The sequence below is a fragment of the Enterobacter sp. K510 genome (genome assembly GCF_055804875.1).
Genome location: NZ_JBNRLQ010000002.1, coordinates 1 through 18960 on the forward strand (window position 1 = coordinate 1; position 18960 = coordinate 18960).

Consider the following 18960-nt stretch of genomic DNA (forward strand, 5'->3'; position numbering starts at 1 on the left):
TGACGGTCTGCCGGGGGGGCGGCAGCGCCTTACCCGGCCTGCCACAACCTGTAGGCCCGGCAAGCGAAGCGCCGCCGGGCAAAAACCAGCTCATCAAACCAAGACACCCCGCCCCGGCGGGGTGTCTTTTTTTACACGAACAACCCCGTATAATGTCCGGGTTTATGCAAAAGGGTGGGATCATTCGTGGCGATAATAGATGAAGCGTTGTGGCAGCTCAGACAGCAACTGGCAACGCCGTTGCCGGACCAGCCCGGTCTGCGCCGCCTGTGCATTCCGCTGGCGTTTGACGAGTCCCGCGATCCCCTCGCCTGGCTTGCCGGACAACCTCATTTTCCACAGTTTTACTGGCAGCAGCGCGGCAATGAAGACGAGGCTGCCGCGCTGGGCGCGCTCCGGCGCTTTCGCTCTCTTGCCGACGCACAAACATTTCTACAGCACAGCGACGATGCGCAACTGCGCATATGGGGGCTGAACGCCTTCGATCCACAGCGTGGCGATCTGTTCCTGCCGCGTCTAGAATGGCGTCGCGTGGGCGCAAACGGCTGGCTCTGTCTTAATCTGTGGAGTGAAACCTCCCTGCGCGACGATGCCATTTGCGCCGCAGCATTCCTTGACCAGCTACGCCCCGCCATGCCGTTTTCACCCCTGAAGCTTCATCTGACCGGCGAGCAGCACAGCCCGGATCACGACGGCTGGTGCCAGCGGGTGCGTCTCGCTACAGAGGCCATAGAACGGCAGCAGATGGACAAAGTGGTGCTGGCGCGCGCCAGCGATTTGCACTTCAGCCAGCCGGTGAACGCTGCGGCGCTGATGGCCGCCAGCCGAAGCGTCAATTTCAGCTGTTATCACTTTTATATGGCGTTCAGCCCGCAGGAGGCGTTTCTGGGTTCCAGCCCCGAACGGCTGTGGCGGCGCATTGACCGCGCGCTGCGCACCGAAGCGCTGGCGGGCACTATTGAAAACCATGCCGACGACGCTCGCGCCCATGCCCTCGGCCAGTGGCTGCTGGCAGACGACAAAAACCAGCGGGAAAATCAGCTGGTGGTGGAGGATATCTGTCAGCGGCTGGAACCGCTGGGTAACGGCTACGATATTCTTCCCGCCCAGGTCGTGCGCCTGCGAAAAGTCCAGCATCTGCGCCGCTGCATCTGGATGACGTTAAACGCGCCGGACGACGCGCACTGTCTGTATCAGCTGCAACCCACCGCGGCGGTGGCCGGGCTGCCCCGCGAGGCGGCACGGGAATTTATCCGGCAGCATGAGCCCTTTTCCCGCGACTGGTATGCCGGATCCGCAGGCTACCTCTCCGGTCAGCAGACGGAATTTTGCGTGGCGCTGCGTTCGGCGCATGTCTCAGGCGGCAGGGTGCGGCTCTACGCCGGGGCCGGGATCGTCGCCGGTTCCGATCCTCAACTCGAGTGGCAGGAGATCGAAAACAAAGCGGCCGGTTTGCGCTCCGTACTCCTGATGGATTAAGACAGATTCACTCATTACCGATTCATATCAAAAACCCGGCGTTCTGTGTTCTTTATACTGTGTCGCAATATTGATACCGGACAAACTTATGTCAGTAAGTTCATTCAACCGACGCTGGGCCGACGTCATTCTCGAAGCCTTAACCCGCCATGGCGTGCGACACGTCTGCATCGCGCCGGGCTCGCGCTCGACGCCGCTGACGCTGGCCGCCGCAGGAAAAAAAGCCTTCGTTCACCATACCCATTTTGATGAGCGTGGCCTCGGCCATCTGGCGCTCGGGCTGGCGAAGGTCAGCGGCGAGCCGGTGGCGGTTATCGTCACCTCCGGTACCGCAGTCGCCAATCTTTATCCGGCGCTGATCGAGGCGGGGCTGACCGGCGAAAAACTGATCCTGCTCACCGCCGATCGCCCCCCGGAGCTGATCGACTGCGGCGCGAATCAGGCGATCCGCCAGCCTGGTATCTTCGCCTCCCATCCCTCACAGGCGCTGTCGCTTCCGCGCCCGACCCAGGACATTCCCGCCCGCTGGCTGGTGAGTACGATTGATAATCTTCTCGGATCGCTGCATTGCGGCGCGGTACACATTAACTGCCCCTTTGCCGAACCGCTGTATGGCGAACTGGATGCCACCGGCCTCGACTGGCAACAACAGCTTGGCGACTGGTGGCGCAGCGATAAGCCCTGGCTGCGGGAAAACACCCGGCTACACAGCGCCCGCCAGCGCGACTGGTTTTTCTGGCGGCAAAAGCGCGGCGTGGTGGTGGCCGGGCGGATGAGCGCTGCCGAAGGCAAACAGGCTGCGGAATGGGCGCAGACGCTCGGCTGGCCGCTGATTGGCGACGTGCTGTCGCAGACCGGCCAACCGCTGCCCTGTGCCGATCTGTGGCTGGGCAATGCCCGCGCGGTAACCGAGCTGGCGCAGGCGCAGATTGTTATCCAGTTAGGTAGCAGCCTGACCGGAAAACGGCTGCTTCAGTGGCAGGCCGCCTGCGAGCCGGAAGAGTACTGGCTGGTGGACAACCTGCCGGGACGGCTTGATCCCGCGCATCATCGCGGACGGCGGCTGGTATCCGCCATCGGCGACTGGCTGGATGAACATCCGGCGGAACCTCGCGCGTCCTGGTGCAGCGACATCCCGGCGCTGGCGCAACAGGCCTGGCAGGCGGTGGAAGCGCAGCGTGAGACGTTCGGCGAGGCGCAGCTGGCGCACCGTCTGGCGGACTATCTCCCGGAACAGGGGCAGCTCTTTTTAGGCAATAGTCTGGTGGTGCGTCTGGTGGATGCGCTCGGGCAGCTGCCCGCGGGTTATCCGGTGTACAGCAACCGCGGGGCGAGCGGTATCGACGGCTTACTCTCCACCGCGGCGGGCGTGCAGCGCGCCAGCGGTAAACCGACGCTGGCCATCGTCGGCGATCTCTCCGCGCTCTACGATCTCAACGGCCTGGCGTTACTGCGCCAGGTCTCCGCGCCCTTCGTGCTGATGGTGGTAAACAACAATGGCGGGCAGATTTTCTCCCTGCTGCCCACGCCGCCAGCCGAGCGGGAGCGTTTTTACCAGATGCCGCAGAACGTCCATTTTGAACATGCCGCCGCCATGTTTGGCCTGCATTACCATCGCCCGGAAAGCTGGCAGGCGCTGGACGGGGCGCTGACGCAGGCGTGGCGCAGGCCGCAGGCGACGATTATCGAACTGGTGGTCAGCGAAACCGACGGCGCGCAGACGCTCCAGCAGCTGCTGGCGGGAGTCAGCCAGCTATGATCCTGCATGCCCGCGCTGAAGCCGCTAACGCCGCGCTGCCGTGGCTGGTGTTCCTGCACGGTTTTTCCGGCGATCACCGCGAATGGCAGCCGGTGGGCGAGCAGTTTCGCGATCATTCCCGGCTGTATATTGATTTGCCGGGGCACGGCGGCTCGGCAGATATTAAAGTGGCGGATTTCGCGCAGGTCAGCGCGTTGCTCAGTGACACCCTTCTTAGTTACAACATACTCAAATACTGGCTCATCGGCTACTCCCTCGGCGGTCGCCTCGGGATGTATCACGCCTGTGCGATACCGCCGGGTCTGGCAGGGCTGATTGTCGAAGGGGCGCATCCGGGATTAACCGGTGCCGCCGCCCGTCGCCAGCGCGCGGAAAACGACGCCCGCTGGGCGTCGCGGTTTCGCCATGAACCATCAGAGGACGTATTCACCGACTGGTATCAGCAGCCGGTTTTTGCGTCCCTCAGCGCTGAACAGCGCCGCGCGCTGGTGGCGTTACGTCAGCACAACAGTGGTACCGCGCTTGCCGCCATGCTCGACGCCACCTCGCTGTCACGCCAGCCGGATCTGCGCGCCGCGCTAAGTGAGCGACCTTTCCCGTTTTACTACTTATGTGGCGAGCACGACGCGAAATTCCGCGCCATCGGCGATGAACTCGCCGCGCCCTGCCTGTTAATTGCTGACGCCGGACATAACGCCCACCGGGAAAACCCCGCCGCTGTGGCGGCCCGTCTGGCGCATATTCTGCGTCTTCACTAAGGAATCTTTATGATCTATCCAGATGAAACAATGCTTTACGCGCCGGTTGAGTGGCTCGACTGTTCCGAAGGCTACACCGATATCCGCTACCACAAGTCCACCGATGGCATTGCGAAAATCACCATTAACCGTCCGCAGGTGCGCAACGCGTTTCGTCCGCTGACGGTAAAAGAGATGATGCAGGCGCTGGCAGATGCGCGTTACGACGATAACGTCGGCGTGATCATCCTCACCGGCGAAGGCGATAAAGCCTTCTGTTCCGGCGGCGATCAGAAAGTGCGCGGCGACTACGGCGGTTATCAGGATGACTCCGGCGTGCATCATCTCAACGTGCTGGATTTCCAGCGCCAGATCCGCACCTGTCCGAAACCGGTAGTGGCGATGGTGGCGGGTTATTCCATCGGCGGCGGCCATGTGCTGCATATGATGTGCGATCTGACCATCGCGGCAGAAAACGCTATCTTCGGCCAGACCGGCCCGAAAGTCGGCTCTTTCGACGGCGGCTGGGGCGCATCCTATATGGCGCGCATCGTCGGGCAGAAGAAAGCGCGTGAGATCTGGTTCCTGTGCCGTCAGTATGATGCGAAAGCGGCGCTGGAAATGGGGCTGGTCAATACCGTGGTGCCGGTGGCCGATCTGGAAAAAGAGACCGTGCGTTGGTGCCGCGAAATGCTGCAAAACAGCCCGATGGCGCTGCGCTGCCTGAAAGCGGCGCTGAACGCCGACTGCGACGGCCAGGCTGGTTTACAAGAACTGGCGGGCAACGCCACCATGCTGTTCTACATGACCGAAGAAGGTCAGGAAGGCCGCAACGCGTTTAACGAAAAACGCCAGCCGGACTTCAGCAAATACAAACGGAATCCGTAATGCGTCAGGCGCAGGTTTATCGCTGGCAGCTGCCGATGGATGCGGGCGTCGTGCTGCGTGAACAGCGTCTGAAAACCCGCGATGGCCTGCTGGTGCAGCTGCGTGACGGCGGGCGGGAAGGGTGGGGCGAGATCGCCCCCCTGCCGGGCTTCAGCCGTGAATCACTGGCGGACGCAGAGCGCGCCGCGCTGGACTGGGTAAACGCCTGGCTGGCTGGCGACTCACCGGCCTGGCCCTCAGCGCCTTCCGCCGCCTTTGGATTAAGCTGCGCGCTGGCGGAGCTGCACGATGAATTACCCGTTGCAGGCAACTATCGCGCTGCGCCGCTCTGTACCGGCGATCCGGACGAGCTGATTGTCGCTCTGGCCGCCATGCCGGGCGAGAAAGTGGCGAAGGTGAAAGTCGGACTGTATGAAGCGGTACGCGATGGCATGGTGGTCAATCTGCTGCTGGAGGCGGTGCCGGAGCTGCATTTGCGCCTCGACGCCAACCGCGCCTGGACGCCGCTCAAAGCACAGCAGTTTGCGAAATACGTTAATCCGGCCCATCGCCAGCGCATCGCCTTTCTCGAAGAGCCCTGCAAAACCCGCGAGGATTCCCGTGCCTTTGCCCGTGACACCGGTATCGCCATCGCCTGGGACGAAAGCCTGCGCGAGGATGATTTTACCTTTGTGGCGGAGGAGGGCGTAAGCGCGGTGGTGATCAAGCCCACGCTGACCGGCAGCCTTGAAAAAGTGCGCGAACAGGTTGAAGCGGCCCACGCCCTCGGCCTGACGGCGGTGATCAGCTCCTCTCTTGAATCCAGCCTGGGCCTGACGCAGCTGGCGCGCATCGCCGCCTGGCTGACGCCAGCTACCACGCCAGGTCTGGATACGCTTAACCTGATGCAGGCGCAATTACTGCGCCGCTGGCCGGGCAGCGCGCTGCCCTGTCTGCAAACAGACGTCCTGGAGCCGCTGCTGTGACCTTTCACGACTGGCCCTGGCGACACTGGCGCGAACAGCGCCCGGATGCGGTAGCGATCCGCTCCGGTGATGAGATCCTGAGCTGGCAGGCGCTGTGCGAGCGGGTGGACGCGCTGGCGAGCGGCTTTGCCGCCCAGGGCGTACAGTGCGGCGACGGCGTGATGCTGCGCGCCTGCAATCATCCGCTGACCCTGCTGTCGTGGCTGGCGCTGCTGCAATGCGGCGCGCGTATTCTGCCGGTAAATCCGCAGCAACCGGACACGCTGCTTCGGGAATTATTGCCATCAATGACGCTGCGCCATGCGCTGGATCTGGCGGATTACGGCGACTACGCCGGGCTTTCGCGTCTGGAACCTGGCGTAATTAGCGGCCATCATGCCGTGCCATGGGACGGGCAGCGGCTCGCCACCATGACGCTGACCTCCGGCTCTACCGGTCTGCCCAAAGCGGCGGTGCATACGCCAGATGCGCATCTGGCGAGCGCGGCGGGCGTGCTGTCGCTGATGCCTTTTAGTGAACAGGACGACTGGCTGCTTTCGCTCCCGCTGTACCACGTCTCCGGGCAGGGGATTTTATGGCGCTGGCTGCTGGCGGGGGCGCGCATCACCGTGCGCGAAAAAATGCCGCTACAGCAGGCGTTGCAGGGCTGCACCCATGCCTCGCTGGTGCCGACACAGCTGTGGCGTCTGCTCAACGAGAACGCCAGCGTGGCGCTGAAAGCGGTGCTGCTGGGCGGCGCGGCCATCCCGGTGGAGCTGACAGAACTCGCCCGCAAGCGCGGCATTCGCAGCTGGTGCGGTTATGGCTTAACGGAATTCGCCTCCACGGTGTGCGCCAAAGAAGCCGACGGGCTGCCGGATGTGGGCAGTGCGTTGCCTGGGCGCGAAGTGAAAATCGTCGATGGCGAAGTCTGGCTGCGTGCGGCCAGCATGGCGGCGGGCTACTGGCGTGACGGTAATCTGGTGCCGCTGGGCAATGCCGACGGCTGGTTTGCCACCCGCGATCGTGGCCTGTCGGAGGGCGATCGTCTGACCATTGCTGGCCGCATGGATAATCTGTTTTTCAGCGGCGGCGAAGGGATCCAGCCGGAAGAGGTGGAACGCGTAATTGCCGCACATCCGCAGGTGCGGCAGGTGTTTATCGTCCCCAAAGAGGACGCCGAATTTGGTCATCGATCCGTGGCGGTGGTGGAGTTGCAGGACGGCTACCCGTCTTCAGCGCTGGCCGACTGGTGCCGGGATAAACTGGCCCGCTTCCAGCAACCGATCCGCTGGCTGGCGTTGCCCGAGCACCTGGCGCAGGGCGGCATCAAAATCTCCCGCCGCGCCTTACAGCACTGGGTGGCGACGGTATAAACTCAATGTCGGGTGGCGCTGCGCTTACCCGACCTACTCTTTTGACATTGTAGGCCCGGCAAGCCTGCGCCGCCGGGCAATTCGTTGATGTTATCGGATTGCGTTAATGGCGTTCAGCGCGGCGGCGACACCCGCGCCGTACGCCGGATCCACTTCGCTGAATAAACCGATCTGCCGCTGCTGAATAAATTCCGGCACATCTTTCATATCTCCCGCGATGCGGGCAAACATGCGCTGGCGTTCTTCTTCACCGATCAGGGCAAACAGCTTGCGCGGCTGGCTGAAATAGTCCGTATCTTCCCGGTGATTCCAGTGATCCGCAGCGCCCTCCACCGACAATGGCGGTTCGCTGTAGTCCGGCTGCTCCTGGAAGACGCCGAAGCTGTTAGGCTCGTAGGTCGGACCGTTGCCACTGTTGCCGTCCACACGCATCGCGCCGTCGCGGTGATAATTATGGAACGGGCAGCGCGGCTGGTTGACCGGGATCTGGTGATGGTTCACCCCCAGACGATAACGGTGCGCATCGCCATAAGAGAAAAGACGGCCCTGCAACATACGATCCGGTGAGAAACCAATGCCCGGCACGATGTTCGCCGGGGACATCGCCACCTGTTCCACTTCCGCAAAGTAGTTATCCGGATTGCGGTTCAGCTCCAGAACGCCCACTTCGATCAGCGGATAATCGCCGTGCGGCCACACTTTCGTCAGATCGAACGGGTTATAGGGCACCTGTGAGGCTTCGGCTTCCGGCATGATCTGCACGAAAAACTTCCAGCGCGGGAAATCTCCCGTTTCGATGGCGTTAAACAGATCGCGCTGCGAACTCTCACGATCTTCCGCCACCAGGCGTTTCGCCTCATCGTCCATCAGGTTATCGATGCCCTGCATGGTTTTAAGATGGAATTTCACCCAGAAGCGTTCGTTATTGTGATTAATAAAGCTGAAGGTGTGGCTGCCAAAACCGTGCATATTGCGGTAAGAACGGGGCAGGCCGCGGTCGCTGAAATCAATGGTTAACTGATGCAGTGATTCCGGCAGATGGGAGAAGAAATCCCATTTGTAGGTCGGGTTACGCAGGTTGGTGCGCGGATCGCGTTTTACCACGTGGTTGAGATCGGGGAATTTCAGCGGATCGCGCAGGTAGAATACCGGCGTGTTGTTGCCCACCAGATCCCAGTTCCCCTCCTCGGTATAGAATTTGATCGAAAAACCGCGGATGTCACGTTCCGCATCAGCGGCGCCGCGCTCACCGGCAACGGTGGAGAAACGCAGGAAAAGGTCAGTCTTTTTACCCGGTTCAGAAAACATTTTAGCGCGTGTATAGCGGGAAATATCCTGGGTGACGGTAAAGGTGCCGTAAGCGGCAGAGCCTTTGGCATGCATACGGCGCTCCGGGATCACTTCGCGGTCAAAATGCGCCAGCTTTTCCAGAAACCATACGTCCTGCAACAGCATCGGGCCGCGTGGCCCGGCGGTCATCACGTTATTATTATGGGCAACCGGCGCGCCAGCGGCGGTGGTTAATCCTTTTTTATTCATCATACATCTCCTGGTGGAAGTCAAAAAAACGGCTGTGTTTCCGTATAACTTCAGAAATCACTTTAGGGCTTGTTTTTACCGGGAGTCTTGATCGCGGGCAATCTGGCTCTGTCTATCAGAGAGATACCCAAAAGCATTGAGATGACAACGAAGCGGGAAAATCACTTTTGGTGCAGAGTGTTAAGGCAAAGCCCTGTACACTAGCGGCGCTTTTCAGAACGTCTAACAATTACTTGCGCGGATAGTGAACGATGAAAAAGATTGCATTAATGACCCTGACCAGCCTGCTGTTTGTTTCTGCGGGCGCCAATGCCCTGAGCATCAGCGGCCAGGCGGGTGAAGATTACACCAATATTGGCGTGGGAATGGGCACCGAAACCAGCGGCCTGGCGCTGAGCGGCAACTGGGCGCACAACGACGATCACGGCGATATTGCCGGTCTGGGCCTCGGCCTTAATCTCCCCCTCGGCCCGTTTATGGCAACCGTCGGCGGTAAAGGCGTGTACCTGAACCCGAACGAAGGCGACGAAGGTTATGCCGCCGCCGTGGGTGGTGGTTTACAGCTGCCGATTGGCGAGAGCATCAAGCTGTTTGGTGAATATTATTACTCGCCGGACTCGCTCTCCAGCGGCGTGAAAGATTTCTCTGAAGCCAACGCTGGCGCGCGTATTTCCGTGCTGCGTCCGCTGAGCGTCGAAGTGGGTTACCGCTATATCGATCTGAGCGGCAAAGACGGCAACGGCGACAGCAAACTGGCCGACGGCCCGTACGTCGGCGTGAGCGCCAGCTTCTGATCCTCCGGCGCGGCACCCTGCCGCGCCAGTTTCCCTCCTGCATTCCCCCGCCATGCGTTATAGTGTTTTGACCGCTAATGCTGGAGAAAAGAATGTTAAATGTGGAAATGCTGTCAACCGGCGATGAAGTGTTGCACGGACAAATTGTGGACACTAACGCCGCGTGGCTGGCTGATGTTTTCTTTAATCAGGGATTACCCTTAACGCGCCGCCAGACCGTCGGCGATGATCTCGACAGCCTTGTCGCCATACTGCGCGAGCGCAGCGAACATGCCGATGTGCTGATTGTGAACGGCGGCCTCGGGCCGACCAGCGACGATCTGAGCGCGCTGGCTGCCGCTACGGCGGCGGGCGAGGGGCTGGTGTTGCATGAAGACTGGCTTGCGCACATGGAGCGTTTTTTCTCTGAACGTGGCAAGGTGATGGCGCCGAGCAACCGCAAACAGGCGGAAATTCCCTCCAGCGCCGAGATGGTCGATAACCCTGTGGGTACCGCCTGCGGCTTTGCCATGCAGCTTAACCGCTGCCTGATGTTTTTCACCCCTGGCGTGCCCTCTGAATTCAAAGTGATGGTGGAGCGCGAAATTCTGCCGCGCCTGCGCGAGCGTTTTACGCTGCCCTCGCCGCCGCTGTGCCTGCGTCTGACCACTTTTGGTCGCTCCGAAAGCGATCTCGCCCAGAGCCTGGAACATCTGCAACTGCCGGACGGCGTGGTGATGGGCTATCGCTCGTCCATGCCGATTATTGAACTCAAGCTGACCGGTCCGGCAGACGCGCGCGAGCAGATGGAAGCCCTGTGGCCTGAAGTGCAGCGCGTGGCGGGCGAAAGCCTGATTTTTGAAGGCACCGAAGGGTTACCGGCGCTGATCGCCCGTCAGCTACGGGAACGACAGCTGAGCCTGACCCTGAGCGAGCAGTTCACCAGCGGGCTGGTGGCGCTGCAACTTTCCCGTGCGGAAGCGCCGTTGCTGGCCAGCGAAGTGCTGCCGTCGCAGGCAGATAATCTGGAGCAGTCGGCGCGCTGGGCGGCGGCGCTGCGCGATCGTCATCTGGCCGGTCTGGCGTTATTTGTTGGGGGTATGGATGACGAGCACCTGAACTTTGCGCTGGCGACGCCGGATGGCGTGCATGCGCTGCGGGTGCAGTTCAGCGTCAACCGCCACGGTCTGGCGGTTCGCCAGGAAGTCTGCGCGATGATGGCGCTGAATATGCTGCGTCGCTGGTTGCTGGGTAAAGACGTCGCCAGCGATCATGGCTGGATCAATGTTGTGGATACGCTGGTGACGGCGGGGACGAAGTAGCAGAATGCCGGGTGGCGGCTGCGCCTGACCCGGCCTACGGAATGTGATGGTCTGCCGGGTGGCGGCTGCGCCTGACCCGGCCTACGGGGCCTACGGTGACAATGTCGTAGGCCCGGCAAGCGCAGCGCCGCCGGGCAACGTTAGGTTATCCCAGCGCCCGCGCCAGTAGCGTCACCGGGTGTTCACAGCGCAGACGGGTAGACATTTCAATCTGCCATTTACAGGTTTCACAGTCTGAGATCACCAAATCCGCGCCGCTCTCCTCAATCTGCCGGAACAGCGGCGCGCCAATCGCCTGTGAGGTCGTATAATTCTCCGCTTTAAACCCGTAAGTACCGGCAATGCCGCAGCACTGTGAATCCAGCACCGTCAGCTCCAGTTCAGGGATTTTACGCAGCAGTTCCAGGGTGTAATGCGTCCAGCCCATTTTTTCCATATGGCAGGGCGTGTGATAAACCACCTTCAGCGGCAACGGGCGCAGCGGCAGACGGCGGCCTTCCTCCAGTTTGCGCCACAGCCAGCGCGTCGCCAGATCGATATGCGGACGCAGCGCGCGGTTATCAATATCCAGCAGATGCGGGTATTCATCCCGCAGGGTAAAAGTACAGGTGGATGAGGTGGCGATCACCGGCAGGCCGTTGCCGCTGATGGCGCGCGTTAACGACGCGACGTTGGCGTTGGCCTGCTTTTTCGCCTTCTCAAAAAAGCCGTTGGCGATCAGCGGCACGCCGCAGCATTTTTCACCCTCCAGCAGTTGTACGCCTATCTGCATCGCGTTCAGCACCCGCAGCAGATCCTTTCCCAGCTGCGGATGGTTGTAATTGACAAAACAGCCGTGAAAAAAGGCCACCTGGTCGTCAAATTCAGACTGCGCGGCCGCCTGTTTGCGATACCACTGGCGGAAGGTGCCGCGGGAGTATTTCGGCAGGGTACGGCGGTGATCGATTTTCAGCGCTTTATCCAGCAGCAGCCGCACCGGTTTCAGGCCGGTGGCGGCATTCACCAGCGGGGCGACTGGCGTGGACAGGCTTCCCATCAAATCGGTATGGCTGAGAATGGCGTTACGCAGGGAAGGCTTGCGCGGCGCGAACTGGCTGCGGGCGCGCTGGATAATGTCGCCGATCTTCACGCCGGACGGACAGGCGGTTTCGCAGCGTTTACAGTTGGTGCAGTGCTTCAGCGCCTCATCGTACAGCGTGCCGTCTTTCAGGCGCAGGCGTTCGCCGTCCGGCCCCGCCTGTTTCGGGCCAGGATAGTCGATATTGACGCGGCTTACCGGACAGGCGGTGGTGCAGACGGTGCACTTGATACAGCTGTCGAAGTGGGTGGTGTTCATTCGGATCCTCCCGGCGCGCAGATTTGCTGCGCGACATGTAACGCGGTCACGGCGCAAATTCCGCCGCCGCAGCCCTGGTTAATGGCGTCATAGCCGCCCAGTACCGAGCCGATAACATATAAATTTCGCAGGGTTTCGCCCTGTAATTGTCCGCGCAGGGTGGCATCGGTGCGCACGCCAAACTGCTGCCACGGCTGGGCATCAAACACGTCATCACGATACCAGCTGGCGCGATCGGGGCTGTGCAGCACATCGAGGCCGAATACCTTTTCCCGCACGCCGTCGCGCCCGGCCACCAGCCCGTTACTGAAAAAGCTGCCGCTGGCGAGCACCACATGATCGGCGCGCAGCGGAATATCCTCATGCCTGCGCGTCCACAGCTGGCTGACCATGTTGTTATCCAGGGTGGCGCGCAGCACTTCATCCCCCGGCATCCATGCGCCGCCGCTGCGGATAAACTGCTGCTGTAGCAGCGTCTGCATTCTCATGCCCGGTACCGACGGGGGCAGGGTGGGGAGCAGGTACAGGGGGCAGGCGAGTTCAGCGTTAAGCCGGGCGTAAACCTTATCGTCAGTCAGGCCGAAACAGGCGGGAAACCAGATGGCGTCATTGGTTTCGCTGAGCGGGCGCAGGGCGGCGCAAAGTTCAGCGAAATGGCTATCCTGATCCAGCTGGCGGGCAATAGTGACGGCGCGGAACTCGCTGGGGTTGTCGCGCAGTTTATCAAGCAGGGGTAAATCGATGTCCGTTGCCGTGACGCGCAGGCCCTGTTTACGCAGCGTTGCGGCCGCCAGATGGGGCTGGAAATCGGCAAAACCGTTGATGCCGACCACGCAGATATGCTCCCCTTTGCGCGGCGACAGCGGCACTTCCGGCGGGCTGAGCCACGCCGGACGCGTCATACCGAGCGGCGTCACGCGGCGGTGCGAGGCGCTGGCATCACCCTGAAATTTCAGCCCGCATTCTGCCAGCAGGTTTTGCGCCTCGCGGGCGTACTGGTACACGCGCCCGGCCCCGATCAGGCTGTAAGGATGTTCCGGGGCAAGGGTTTCAAGCGCGGCCAGCCCGGCGGCGGTATCCTGCACCGCTGTGCCGTCCGGCAGGCGCGAGAGCAGATCCAGCGAGCCGGAAGAAAAACTCAGCGCGCTCTGTCCGCGGCTGACAATGGCGCAGCGCTGCCCGCCGCGGCTTAGCCTGATGCCGCACAGCAGACCCGCCAGCCCGCCGCCGACGATCACCGTATCAAACTTCATCTGTCGTCTCCTTTTCCAGACCACATAATCCCTGGTATACCCAGCGGGTAAACTCGCTTTCCCGCAGCGCATCGCCCCAGGCGACAGGGCGGATGCCTTTCCAGCGCTCGTTTAAAAATGCGGACAGTTGCGCGATGGATTGCGCGTCGCTGGTGACGTTGAGGCGATGCAGTAACCCGGCCGCCCGGCAGGCGCAGAGTTCGCCCTGGCAGGTGCCCATGCCGACGCGGGTGCGACGCCGCAAATCGGGCAGGGAACGGACGTTAAGATTATCCACCGCGTACTCCACTTCCCCGGCAGTGACGGCTTCGCATTCGCAGATCAGGCTGCGGGTATGACGTGCGTTGCCGAGCCATTCCGGGGTGCGATCGCCATGCCGCCACACCGCCGAGCCGCGCAGCGGCGCTGACAGGGAAACCACTTTTTGCAGCGTCCGATCGGTGGACTCGCGCGATCCCGGCAGCGGTTCGCTGGCGGTGCGGCAGGGTGCGGTATTGTTGAGTTTGCGGCACACGGCGTCGGTGGCCCACTCCGCCATCAGCCGGTAGGTCATCAGCTTGCCGCCGGTAATGGTGATAAAGCCTTCCATACCGTCGCGTTCGGCGTGATCCATCAACACAATGCCGCGGCTGACGTTACGCCCGGTAGGATCGTCGTCGCTGGCCACCAGCGGGCGCACCCCCGCATAAGCCCGCAGAATGCGCGAGGTCGCCATCACCGGGGCCAGTTTTTCCCCCTCGCGCAACAGCACGTCCACCTCTTCCGGCGTGACGCGGGTGTTATCAATATCACGGTAATCAATGTGCGTGGAGGTGGTGCCAATCAGCGAGATGGTATCCCCCGGCACCAGAATATCGGCGTCGGCAGGTTTGCGGCAGCGGTTGATCACCTGCTGGTTGATGCGGTGATCAAGAATAAGCAGCGCGCCTTTCGCCGGGAACATGCGGATGCTCAGATCCGCATACTCTGCAATGCGCTGTCCCCAGATCCCGGCGGCGTTTACCACCACAGGCGCGTACAGGGACTGCACCGCCTGCGTTGAGGGATGGCGGATCTGCACGCCGTTCACCCGATCTTTATCCCGCAGCAGGCCGATCACTTCATGGCCGGTTAAGATAATCGCGCCGTGTTCGCGGGCGTCCAGCATGTTGGCGGCGGTCAGGCGAAAGGGATCGATGGTGCCGTCCGGCACCTGCACGGCGGCAATGAGCGCGGGATTCACGCAGGGTTCGATGCGCAGCGCTTCTTCCGCTGACAGGGGATGAGCGGCGATCCCGGCGCGGGTACAGGCGCTGATAAACTGTTGCTGCCAGTCCAGATCGTCTTCCGGCAGGGTAATGAACAGACCGCCGGTGGGTTCAATACAGTGGCGGGCGACCCGGCGCAGGATCTGGTTTTCGCTGATGCACTCCCGCGCCGATTCTTCATCCGTTACCGCATAGCGCGCGCCGCTGTGCAGCAGGCCGTGGTTGCGCCCGGTGGCGCCGGTGGCGATGTCGTGGCGTTCCAGCAGCACCACACGCAGCCCGCGCAGCGCACAGTCGCGGGCGATCCCCGCCCCGGTTGCGCCGCCGCCGATAATGATGACGTCGTACTCAGTCACGTCGCGCATTTTCGCTTCCCTCTTATCTTAATGACCCTTATTGCGCATTTAGCCACATTCCTTGTGTGGTTTGTTTGATTGCGCGCATATTCGCGCATAAAACGAAAGTAAAAGAACATTTGTTGCGTGAATTGAGCGCCTTGTCATATTTCTGTAACATTCGACGCGACTTTTCCTGCGTTAACGTCCAGTCTTCACTCGTCGCACGCTTTTGAGGCGGCGTGACGCTCGTTTTCACTCATTACAAAACAACACATGCCACGGAGGCTTTATGTTGAGCATCTTTAAACCTGCCGCGCATCAACCCCGGTTACCGGAGCAGCAGATCGATCCGTATTACCGGCGTTTACGCTGGCAGATTTTTATGGGCATTTTCTTCGGCTACGCGGCGTATTACCTGGTGCGGAAAAACTTTGCGCTGGCGATGCCGTTCCTGGTGGAGCAGGGCTTTTCCCGCGGCGATCTGGGCTTTGCGCTGTCAGGGATTTCCATTGCCTACGGCTTTTCCAAATTCATCATGGGATCGGTGTCGGATCGCTCGAATCCGCGCGTCTTCTTACCGGCGGGGCTGATCCTGGCCGCCGCCGTAATGCTGTTTATGGGCTTTGTGCCCTGGGCGACCTCCAGCATTGCCATTATGTTTGTGCTGCTGTTTTTATGCGGCTGGTTCCAGGGGATGGGCTGGCCGCCGTGCGGACGTACCATGGTGCACTGGTGGTCGCAGAAAGAGCGCGGCGGCATCGTGTCGGTGTGGAACTGCGCGCATAACGTCGGCGGCGGCATCCCGCCCTTGCTGTTCCTGCTCGGTATGGCGTGGTTTAACGACTGGAAAGCCGCGCTTTATATGCCGGCGTTCGCGGCTATCGTCGTGGCGTTCATAGCCTTTGCCCTGATGCGCGATACCCCGCAGTCCTGCGGATTACCGCCTATTGAGGAATATAAGAATGACTATCCGGATGATTACAGCGAAAAAACGGAAGAAGAGCTGACCGCGAAGCAGATCTTTATGCAGTATGTGCTGCCGAATAAATTGCTGTGGTATATCGCCATTGCGAACGTTTTTGTCTATTTGCTGCGCTACGGCATTCTCGACTGGTCGCCGACCTATCTGAAAGAGGTGAAACACTTCGCGCTGGATAAGTCGTCATGGGCTTACTTCCTGTATGAATATGCCGGTATTCCGGGCACGCTGCTGTGCGGCTGGATGTCGGATAAAGTGTTCAGGGGCAACCGTGGCGCGACCGGCGTATTCTTTATGACGCTGGTGACCATCGCCACCGTCGTGTACTGGCTGAACCCGCCGGGCAACCCGACGGTGGACATGATCTGCATGATCGTCATCGGCTTCCTGATTTACGGCCCGGTGATGCTGATTGGTCTGCATGCGCTGGAGCTGGCACCGAAAAAAGCGGCAGGGACGGCGGCAGGCTTTACCGGCCTGTTTGGTTATCTGGGCGGCTCGGTGGCGGCCAGCGCCATTGTCGGCTATACCGTCGATTTCTTCGGCTGGGACGGCGGCTTTATGGTGATGATTGGCGGTAGCGTCATCGCTGTGCTGCTGTTGCTGGTGGTGATGATCGGTGAGAAAAAGCATCACGAAGCAATAGCCCGTAAACGCGGTTAACCCTGGTCTGATGCCTCTCCGTCCGGAGGGGCATTTTTTTGCGCGATATTCCTGACCAGCATTTTATCCTGCAAAAAAGGCATAAATTAATATTTAAAGTTAATGATCCGGATAGCGATCATCTTGCGGGTGTCTGGACTTTTTGTAGTTCAATTTGCGCGGATAGATGCTTAATATTTTACTTAGGTTGTGTAAATATTTTGTCGACGTGCGATGGCCTGTGCCAAAATAACCTTCCCCCTGTATGTTGAAACTAATTCCCATAGCCATATAATCGACCTTATTGACAGTATGGCCTATGAACAGGAATAAAAAAGGCATTCCTTGCAAAGTTTCAGGACAAATGAGCAACGACACGATGGGATATCGGCTGTACGGCTATGTGATAGGCAAAGAAGTTCACTTCGAAATTGACAACGGAAGACTTTACCGCCTTCCGCAGGGAAGTACTGAGAAATATTTTATGTTCGGCTCAGTATTATTTAATCATACGATGTTGCAGCTATTTATCTATTTACTCCAGCATGGCCGCCAGAACATCGTGACCAAAGAGGAACTGCTGCGCGTGGTGTGGGAGGAGAACGATCTGGTTCCGTCCACCCAGCGTCTGTGGCAGGTTCTGAAGAATCTTAACCGTCGTCTTAGTCTGTTAGGGCTGCCGGAAGATTTTATCACCAGCGTGCGCGGAAGCGGTTACTGCATCAATTATGTCGATATTACCCCTATTTATTATCGGGTGAGTGAACTCCATCATCATCCGGAAGAAATAAAGGAGAGCTAGTTATTCCTGTGTGAGTGATGTCAACCAGGAATTTAACCCTGAACAGTGCTGTTCAGGGTTTTTTTATATTATTTGCAGTAGCTGCTGATGTTTGGGGAGCTGAAATAATAAACGCCGGAAATTAATTCATTTGCGGAAAATCTGACGCGCTATAACTCGATTTCAATATCGCCACGCGCACGGCAACAGCAGGGAAGGATTTCACCGGCGGAAATAAAGGCCAGCGGCTCGGTCAGCCAGTCAACCTGACCGGCCACCAGCCGCGTGCGGCAGGAGCCGCAATAGCCTTCACGACACTGATATTCCACCGCCACCTGGTGCGATTCCAGCGCCGCCAGTAACGACGGATGTTCATCCTGGCACAGGAGTTCTGTGCCAGTGATGCGCAGAATGACGCGGCTCATCAGAGCTGGAAGTCACTCAGATCGTCAGTATTCACTTCGGAATCAATCTGACCGACCAGATAAGAGCTGACTTCCACTTCCTGCGGCGCGACCTGCACGTTGTCGGACACCAGCCAGGCGTTGATCCACGGGATCGGGTTCGAGCGGGTCTGGAACGGCAGATCAAGACCCACGGCCTGCATGCGGATGTTGGTGATGTAATCCACATACTGGCAAAGAATGTCTTTGTTCAGGCCGATCATGGAGCCGCCCTGGAACAGGTAGGCTGCCCACTCTTTTTCCTGTTCCGCCGCCAGTACAAACAGGTCATAGCACTCCTGCTTACACTCTTCGGCGATCTCGGCCATCTCGGGATCGTCCACGCCGCTGCGCAGCAGGTTCAGCATATGCTGGGTGCCGGTCAGGTGCAGGGCTTCGTCACGGGCGATCAGCTTGATGATTTTGGCGTTGCCTTCCATCAGCTCGCGCTCGGCGAAGGCGAAAGAGCAGGCGAAGCTGACGTAGAAGCGGATCGCTTCCAGCGCGTTGACGCTCATCAGGCACAGGTACAGTTTCTTTTTCAGCTCGCGCAGGTTAACGGTCACGGTTTTGCCGTTGACGTTATGCGTGCCTTCACCCAGCAGATGCCAGTAGCTGGTCAGCTCGATCAGATCGTCGTAGTAGTGAGAAATACCTTCGGCGCGTTTGAGGATCTGCTCGTTGGTCACGATATCGTCAAACACCACCGCCGGATCGTTCACAATGTTGCGAATGATATGAGTATAAGAGCGGGAGTGGATGGTTTCTGAAAACGCCCAGGTTTCCACCCAGGTTTCCAGTTCCGGAATAGAGATCAGCGGCAGCAGCGCCACGTTCGGGCTGCGTCCCTGAATGGAATCCAGCAGCGTCTGGTATTTCAGGTTGCTTAAAAAGATGTGCTTTTCGTGTTCCGGCAGGGCCTGGAAGTCGATACGGTCACGGGAGACGTCAACTTCTTCCGGACGCCAGAAGAAAGAGAGTTGTTTCTCGATCAGCTTTTCGAAGATGTCATATTTTTGCTGATCGTAGCGTGCAACGTTCACCGGCTGGCCGAAAAACATCGGTTCCAGCAGCTGGTTATTTTTCGTCTGTGAAAAGGTGGTGTATGCCATGCGAGTATTTCC

General features: G+C 59.8%; 16 protein-coding genes. 10 read left to right on the forward strand and 6 right to left on the reverse strand.

The genetic code is table 11. From position 1 onward, the window contains the following. Nucleotides 1-186: 186 nt before the first annotated feature. The 6 genes from menF (at nt 187) to menE (ending at nt 7183) form a co-directional block, all read left to right on the forward strand. A complete protein-coding gene (gene menF / locus ACQUTD_RS02570) occupies nt 187-1479 on the forward strand; it encodes an isochorismate synthase MenF (protein ID WP_473273548.1) in 1293 nt (430 codons plus the stop codon). Between the two features lie 88 nt (nt 1480-1567). Beyond that, nucleotides 1568-3238, forward strand: coding sequence for a 2-succinyl-5-enolpyruvyl-6-hydroxy-3-cyclohexene-1-carboxylic-acid synthase (menD, locus tag ACQUTD_RS02575; RefSeq protein ID WP_473273552.1), 1671 nt, complete (start codon nt 1568-1570; stop codon nt 3236-3238). Continuing rightward, the gene (gene menH / locus ACQUTD_RS02580; protein ID WP_473273555.1) at nt 3235-3996 is read left to right on the forward strand and encodes a 2-succinyl-6-hydroxy-2,4-cyclohexadiene-1-carboxylate synthase; all 762 of its coding nucleotides are present in this window, start codon (nt 3235-3237) and stop codon (nt 3994-3996) included. The genes menD and menH overlap by 4 nt, the downstream gene beginning before the upstream one ends. Nucleotides 3997-4005: 9 nt before the next feature. Next, on the forward strand, nt 4006-4863 hold the full coding sequence (gene menB, locus ACQUTD_RS02585; protein WP_072569186.1) for a 1,4-dihydroxy-2-naphthoyl-CoA synthase: 858 nt from the start codon (nt 4006-4008) through the stop codon (nt 4861-4863). Then, nucleotides 4863-5828 carry an o-succinylbenzoate synthase gene (gene menC, locus ACQUTD_RS02590; protein ID WP_473273559.1) on the forward strand — a complete coding sequence of 322 codons (966 nt, stop codon included), beginning with the start codon at nt 4863-4865 and terminating at the stop codon, nt 5826-5828. Before menB ends, menC begins: the two co-directional genes overlap by 1 nt. Then, nucleotides 5825-7183 (forward strand): o-succinylbenzoate--CoA ligase, encoded by a 1359-nt coding sequence (gene menE / locus ACQUTD_RS02595; RefSeq protein WP_473273563.1) that lies wholly within the window; start codon nt 5825-5827, stop codon nt 7181-7183. Before menC ends, menE begins: the two co-directional genes overlap by 4 nt. A gap of 90 nt (nt 7184-7273) precedes the next feature. On the opposite strand, the gene katA is transcribed toward menE, so the two are convergent. After that, nucleotides 7274-8725 (reverse strand): catalase KatA, encoded by a 1452-nt coding sequence (katA, locus tag ACQUTD_RS02600; RefSeq protein WP_473273566.1) that lies wholly within the window; start codon nt 8723-8725, stop codon nt 7274-7276. Nucleotides 8726-8973: 248 nt separating this feature from the next. Between katA and ACQUTD_RS02605 the strand changes: the two genes are divergently transcribed. Both ACQUTD_RS02605 and ACQUTD_RS02610 read left to right on the forward strand, forming a co-directional pair. Beyond that, nucleotides 8974-9516: a YfaZ family outer membrane protein gene (locus ACQUTD_RS02605; protein ID WP_072569182.1), complete on the forward strand. Its 543-nt coding sequence runs from the start codon at nt 8974-8976 to the stop codon at nt 9514-9516. A gap of 92 nt (nt 9517-9608) precedes the next feature. Further along, on the forward strand, nt 9609-10817 hold the full coding sequence (locus ACQUTD_RS02610; protein WP_072569181.1) for a nicotinamide mononucleotide deamidase-related protein YfaY: 1209 nt from the start codon (nt 9609-9611) through the stop codon (nt 10815-10817). Nucleotides 10818-10962: 145 nt separating this feature from the next. Here the strand turns inward: ACQUTD_RS02610 and glpC are convergent, their stop codons facing one another. From glpC to glpA, 3 genes are read right to left on the reverse strand one after another with little or no spacing between them, the layout of a single operon-like run. Further along, entirely contained in the window at nt 10963-12153 is a 1191-nt protein-coding gene (gene glpC / locus ACQUTD_RS02615) for an anaerobic glycerol-3-phosphate dehydrogenase subunit GlpC (protein WP_473273569.1), read from the reverse strand. After that, nucleotides 12150-13406, reverse strand: coding sequence for a glycerol-3-phosphate dehydrogenase subunit GlpB (gene glpB, locus ACQUTD_RS02620; protein ID WP_473273572.1), 1257 nt, complete (start codon nt 13404-13406; stop codon nt 12150-12152). Before glpB ends, glpC begins: the two co-directional genes overlap by 4 nt. Continuing rightward, nucleotides 13396-15018 (reverse strand): anaerobic glycerol-3-phosphate dehydrogenase subunit A, encoded by a 1623-nt coding sequence (glpA, locus tag ACQUTD_RS02625; protein WP_473273575.1) that lies wholly within the window; start codon nt 15016-15018, stop codon nt 13396-13398. The genes glpB and glpA overlap by 11 nt, the downstream gene beginning before the upstream one ends. A gap of 262 nt (nt 15019-15280) precedes the next feature. Between glpA and glpT the strand changes: the two genes are divergently transcribed. Next, nucleotides 15281-16633 (forward strand): glycerol-3-phosphate transporter, encoded by a 1353-nt coding sequence (glpT, locus tag ACQUTD_RS02630; protein ID WP_072569177.1) that lies wholly within the window; start codon nt 15281-15283, stop codon nt 16631-16633. Between the two features lie 463 nt (nt 16634-17096). Then, the gene (locus ACQUTD_RS02635; RefSeq protein ID WP_234007197.1) at nt 17097-17414 is read left to right on the forward strand and encodes a winged helix-turn-helix domain-containing protein; all 318 of its coding nucleotides are present in this window, start codon (nt 17097-17099) and stop codon (nt 17412-17414) included. Between the two features lie 149 nt (nt 17415-17563). Here the strand turns inward: ACQUTD_RS02635 and yfaE are convergent, their stop codons facing one another. Next, a complete protein-coding gene (gene yfaE, locus ACQUTD_RS02640; RefSeq protein WP_072569176.1) occupies nt 17564-17818 on the reverse strand; it encodes a class I ribonucleotide reductase maintenance protein YfaE in 255 nt (84 codons plus the stop codon). Beyond that, nucleotides 17818-18948, reverse strand: a complete 1131-nt coding sequence (gene nrdB / locus ACQUTD_RS02645) for a class Ia ribonucleoside-diphosphate reductase subunit beta (RefSeq protein WP_072569175.1) — start codon at nt 18946-18948, stop codon at nt 17818-17820. The genes yfaE and nrdB overlap by 1 nt, the downstream gene beginning before the upstream one ends. Nucleotides 18949-18960: the final 12 nt, after the last annotated feature.

Coding starts and splice junctions, on each gene's coding strand:
- menD (WP_473273552.1), top strand. CDS start 1,568: ATGTCAGTAAGTTCATTCAACCGACGCTGGGCCGACGTCATTCTCGAA.
- menH (WP_473273555.1), top strand. CDS start 3,235: ATGATCCTGCATGCCCGCGCTGAAGCCGCTAACGCCGCGCTGCCGTGG.
- menB (WP_072569186.1), top strand. CDS start 4,006: ATGATCTATCCAGATGAAACAATGCTTTACGCGCCGGTTGAGTGGCTC.
- menC (WP_473273559.1), top strand. CDS start 4,863: ATGCGTCAGGCGCAGGTTTATCGCTGGCAGCTGCCGATGGATGCGGGC.
- katA (WP_473273566.1), bottom strand. CDS start 8,725: ATGATGAATAAAAAAGGATTAACCACCGCCGCTGGCGCGCCGGTTGCC.
- ACQUTD_RS02605 (WP_072569182.1), top strand. CDS start 8,974: ATGAAAAAGATTGCATTAATGACCCTGACCAGCCTGCTGTTTGTTTCT.
- ACQUTD_RS02610 (WP_072569181.1), top strand. CDS start 9,609: ATGTTAAATGTGGAAATGCTGTCAACCGGCGATGAAGTGTTGCACGGA.
- glpC (WP_473273569.1), bottom strand. CDS start 12,153: ATGAACACCACCCACTTCGACAGCTGTATCAAGTGCACCGTCTGCACC.
- glpB (WP_473273572.1), bottom strand. CDS start 13,406: ATGAAGTTTGATACGGTGATCGTCGGCGGCGGGCTGGCGGGTCTGCTG.
- glpA (WP_473273575.1), bottom strand. CDS start 15,018: ATGCGCGACGTGACTGAGTACGACGTCATCATTATCGGCGGCGGCGCA.
- glpT (WP_072569177.1), top strand. CDS start 15,281: ATGTTGAGCATCTTTAAACCTGCCGCGCATCAACCCCGGTTACCGGAG.
- ACQUTD_RS02635 (WP_234007197.1), top strand. CDS start 17,097: ATGTTCGGCTCAGTATTATTTAATCATACGATGTTGCAGCTATTTATC.
- yfaE (WP_072569176.1), bottom strand. CDS start 17,818: ATGAGCCGCGTCATTCTGCGCATCACTGGCACAGAACTCCTGTGCCAG.
- nrdB (WP_072569175.1), bottom strand. CDS start 18,948: ATGGCATACACCACCTTTTCACAGACGAAAAATAACCAGCTGCTGGAA.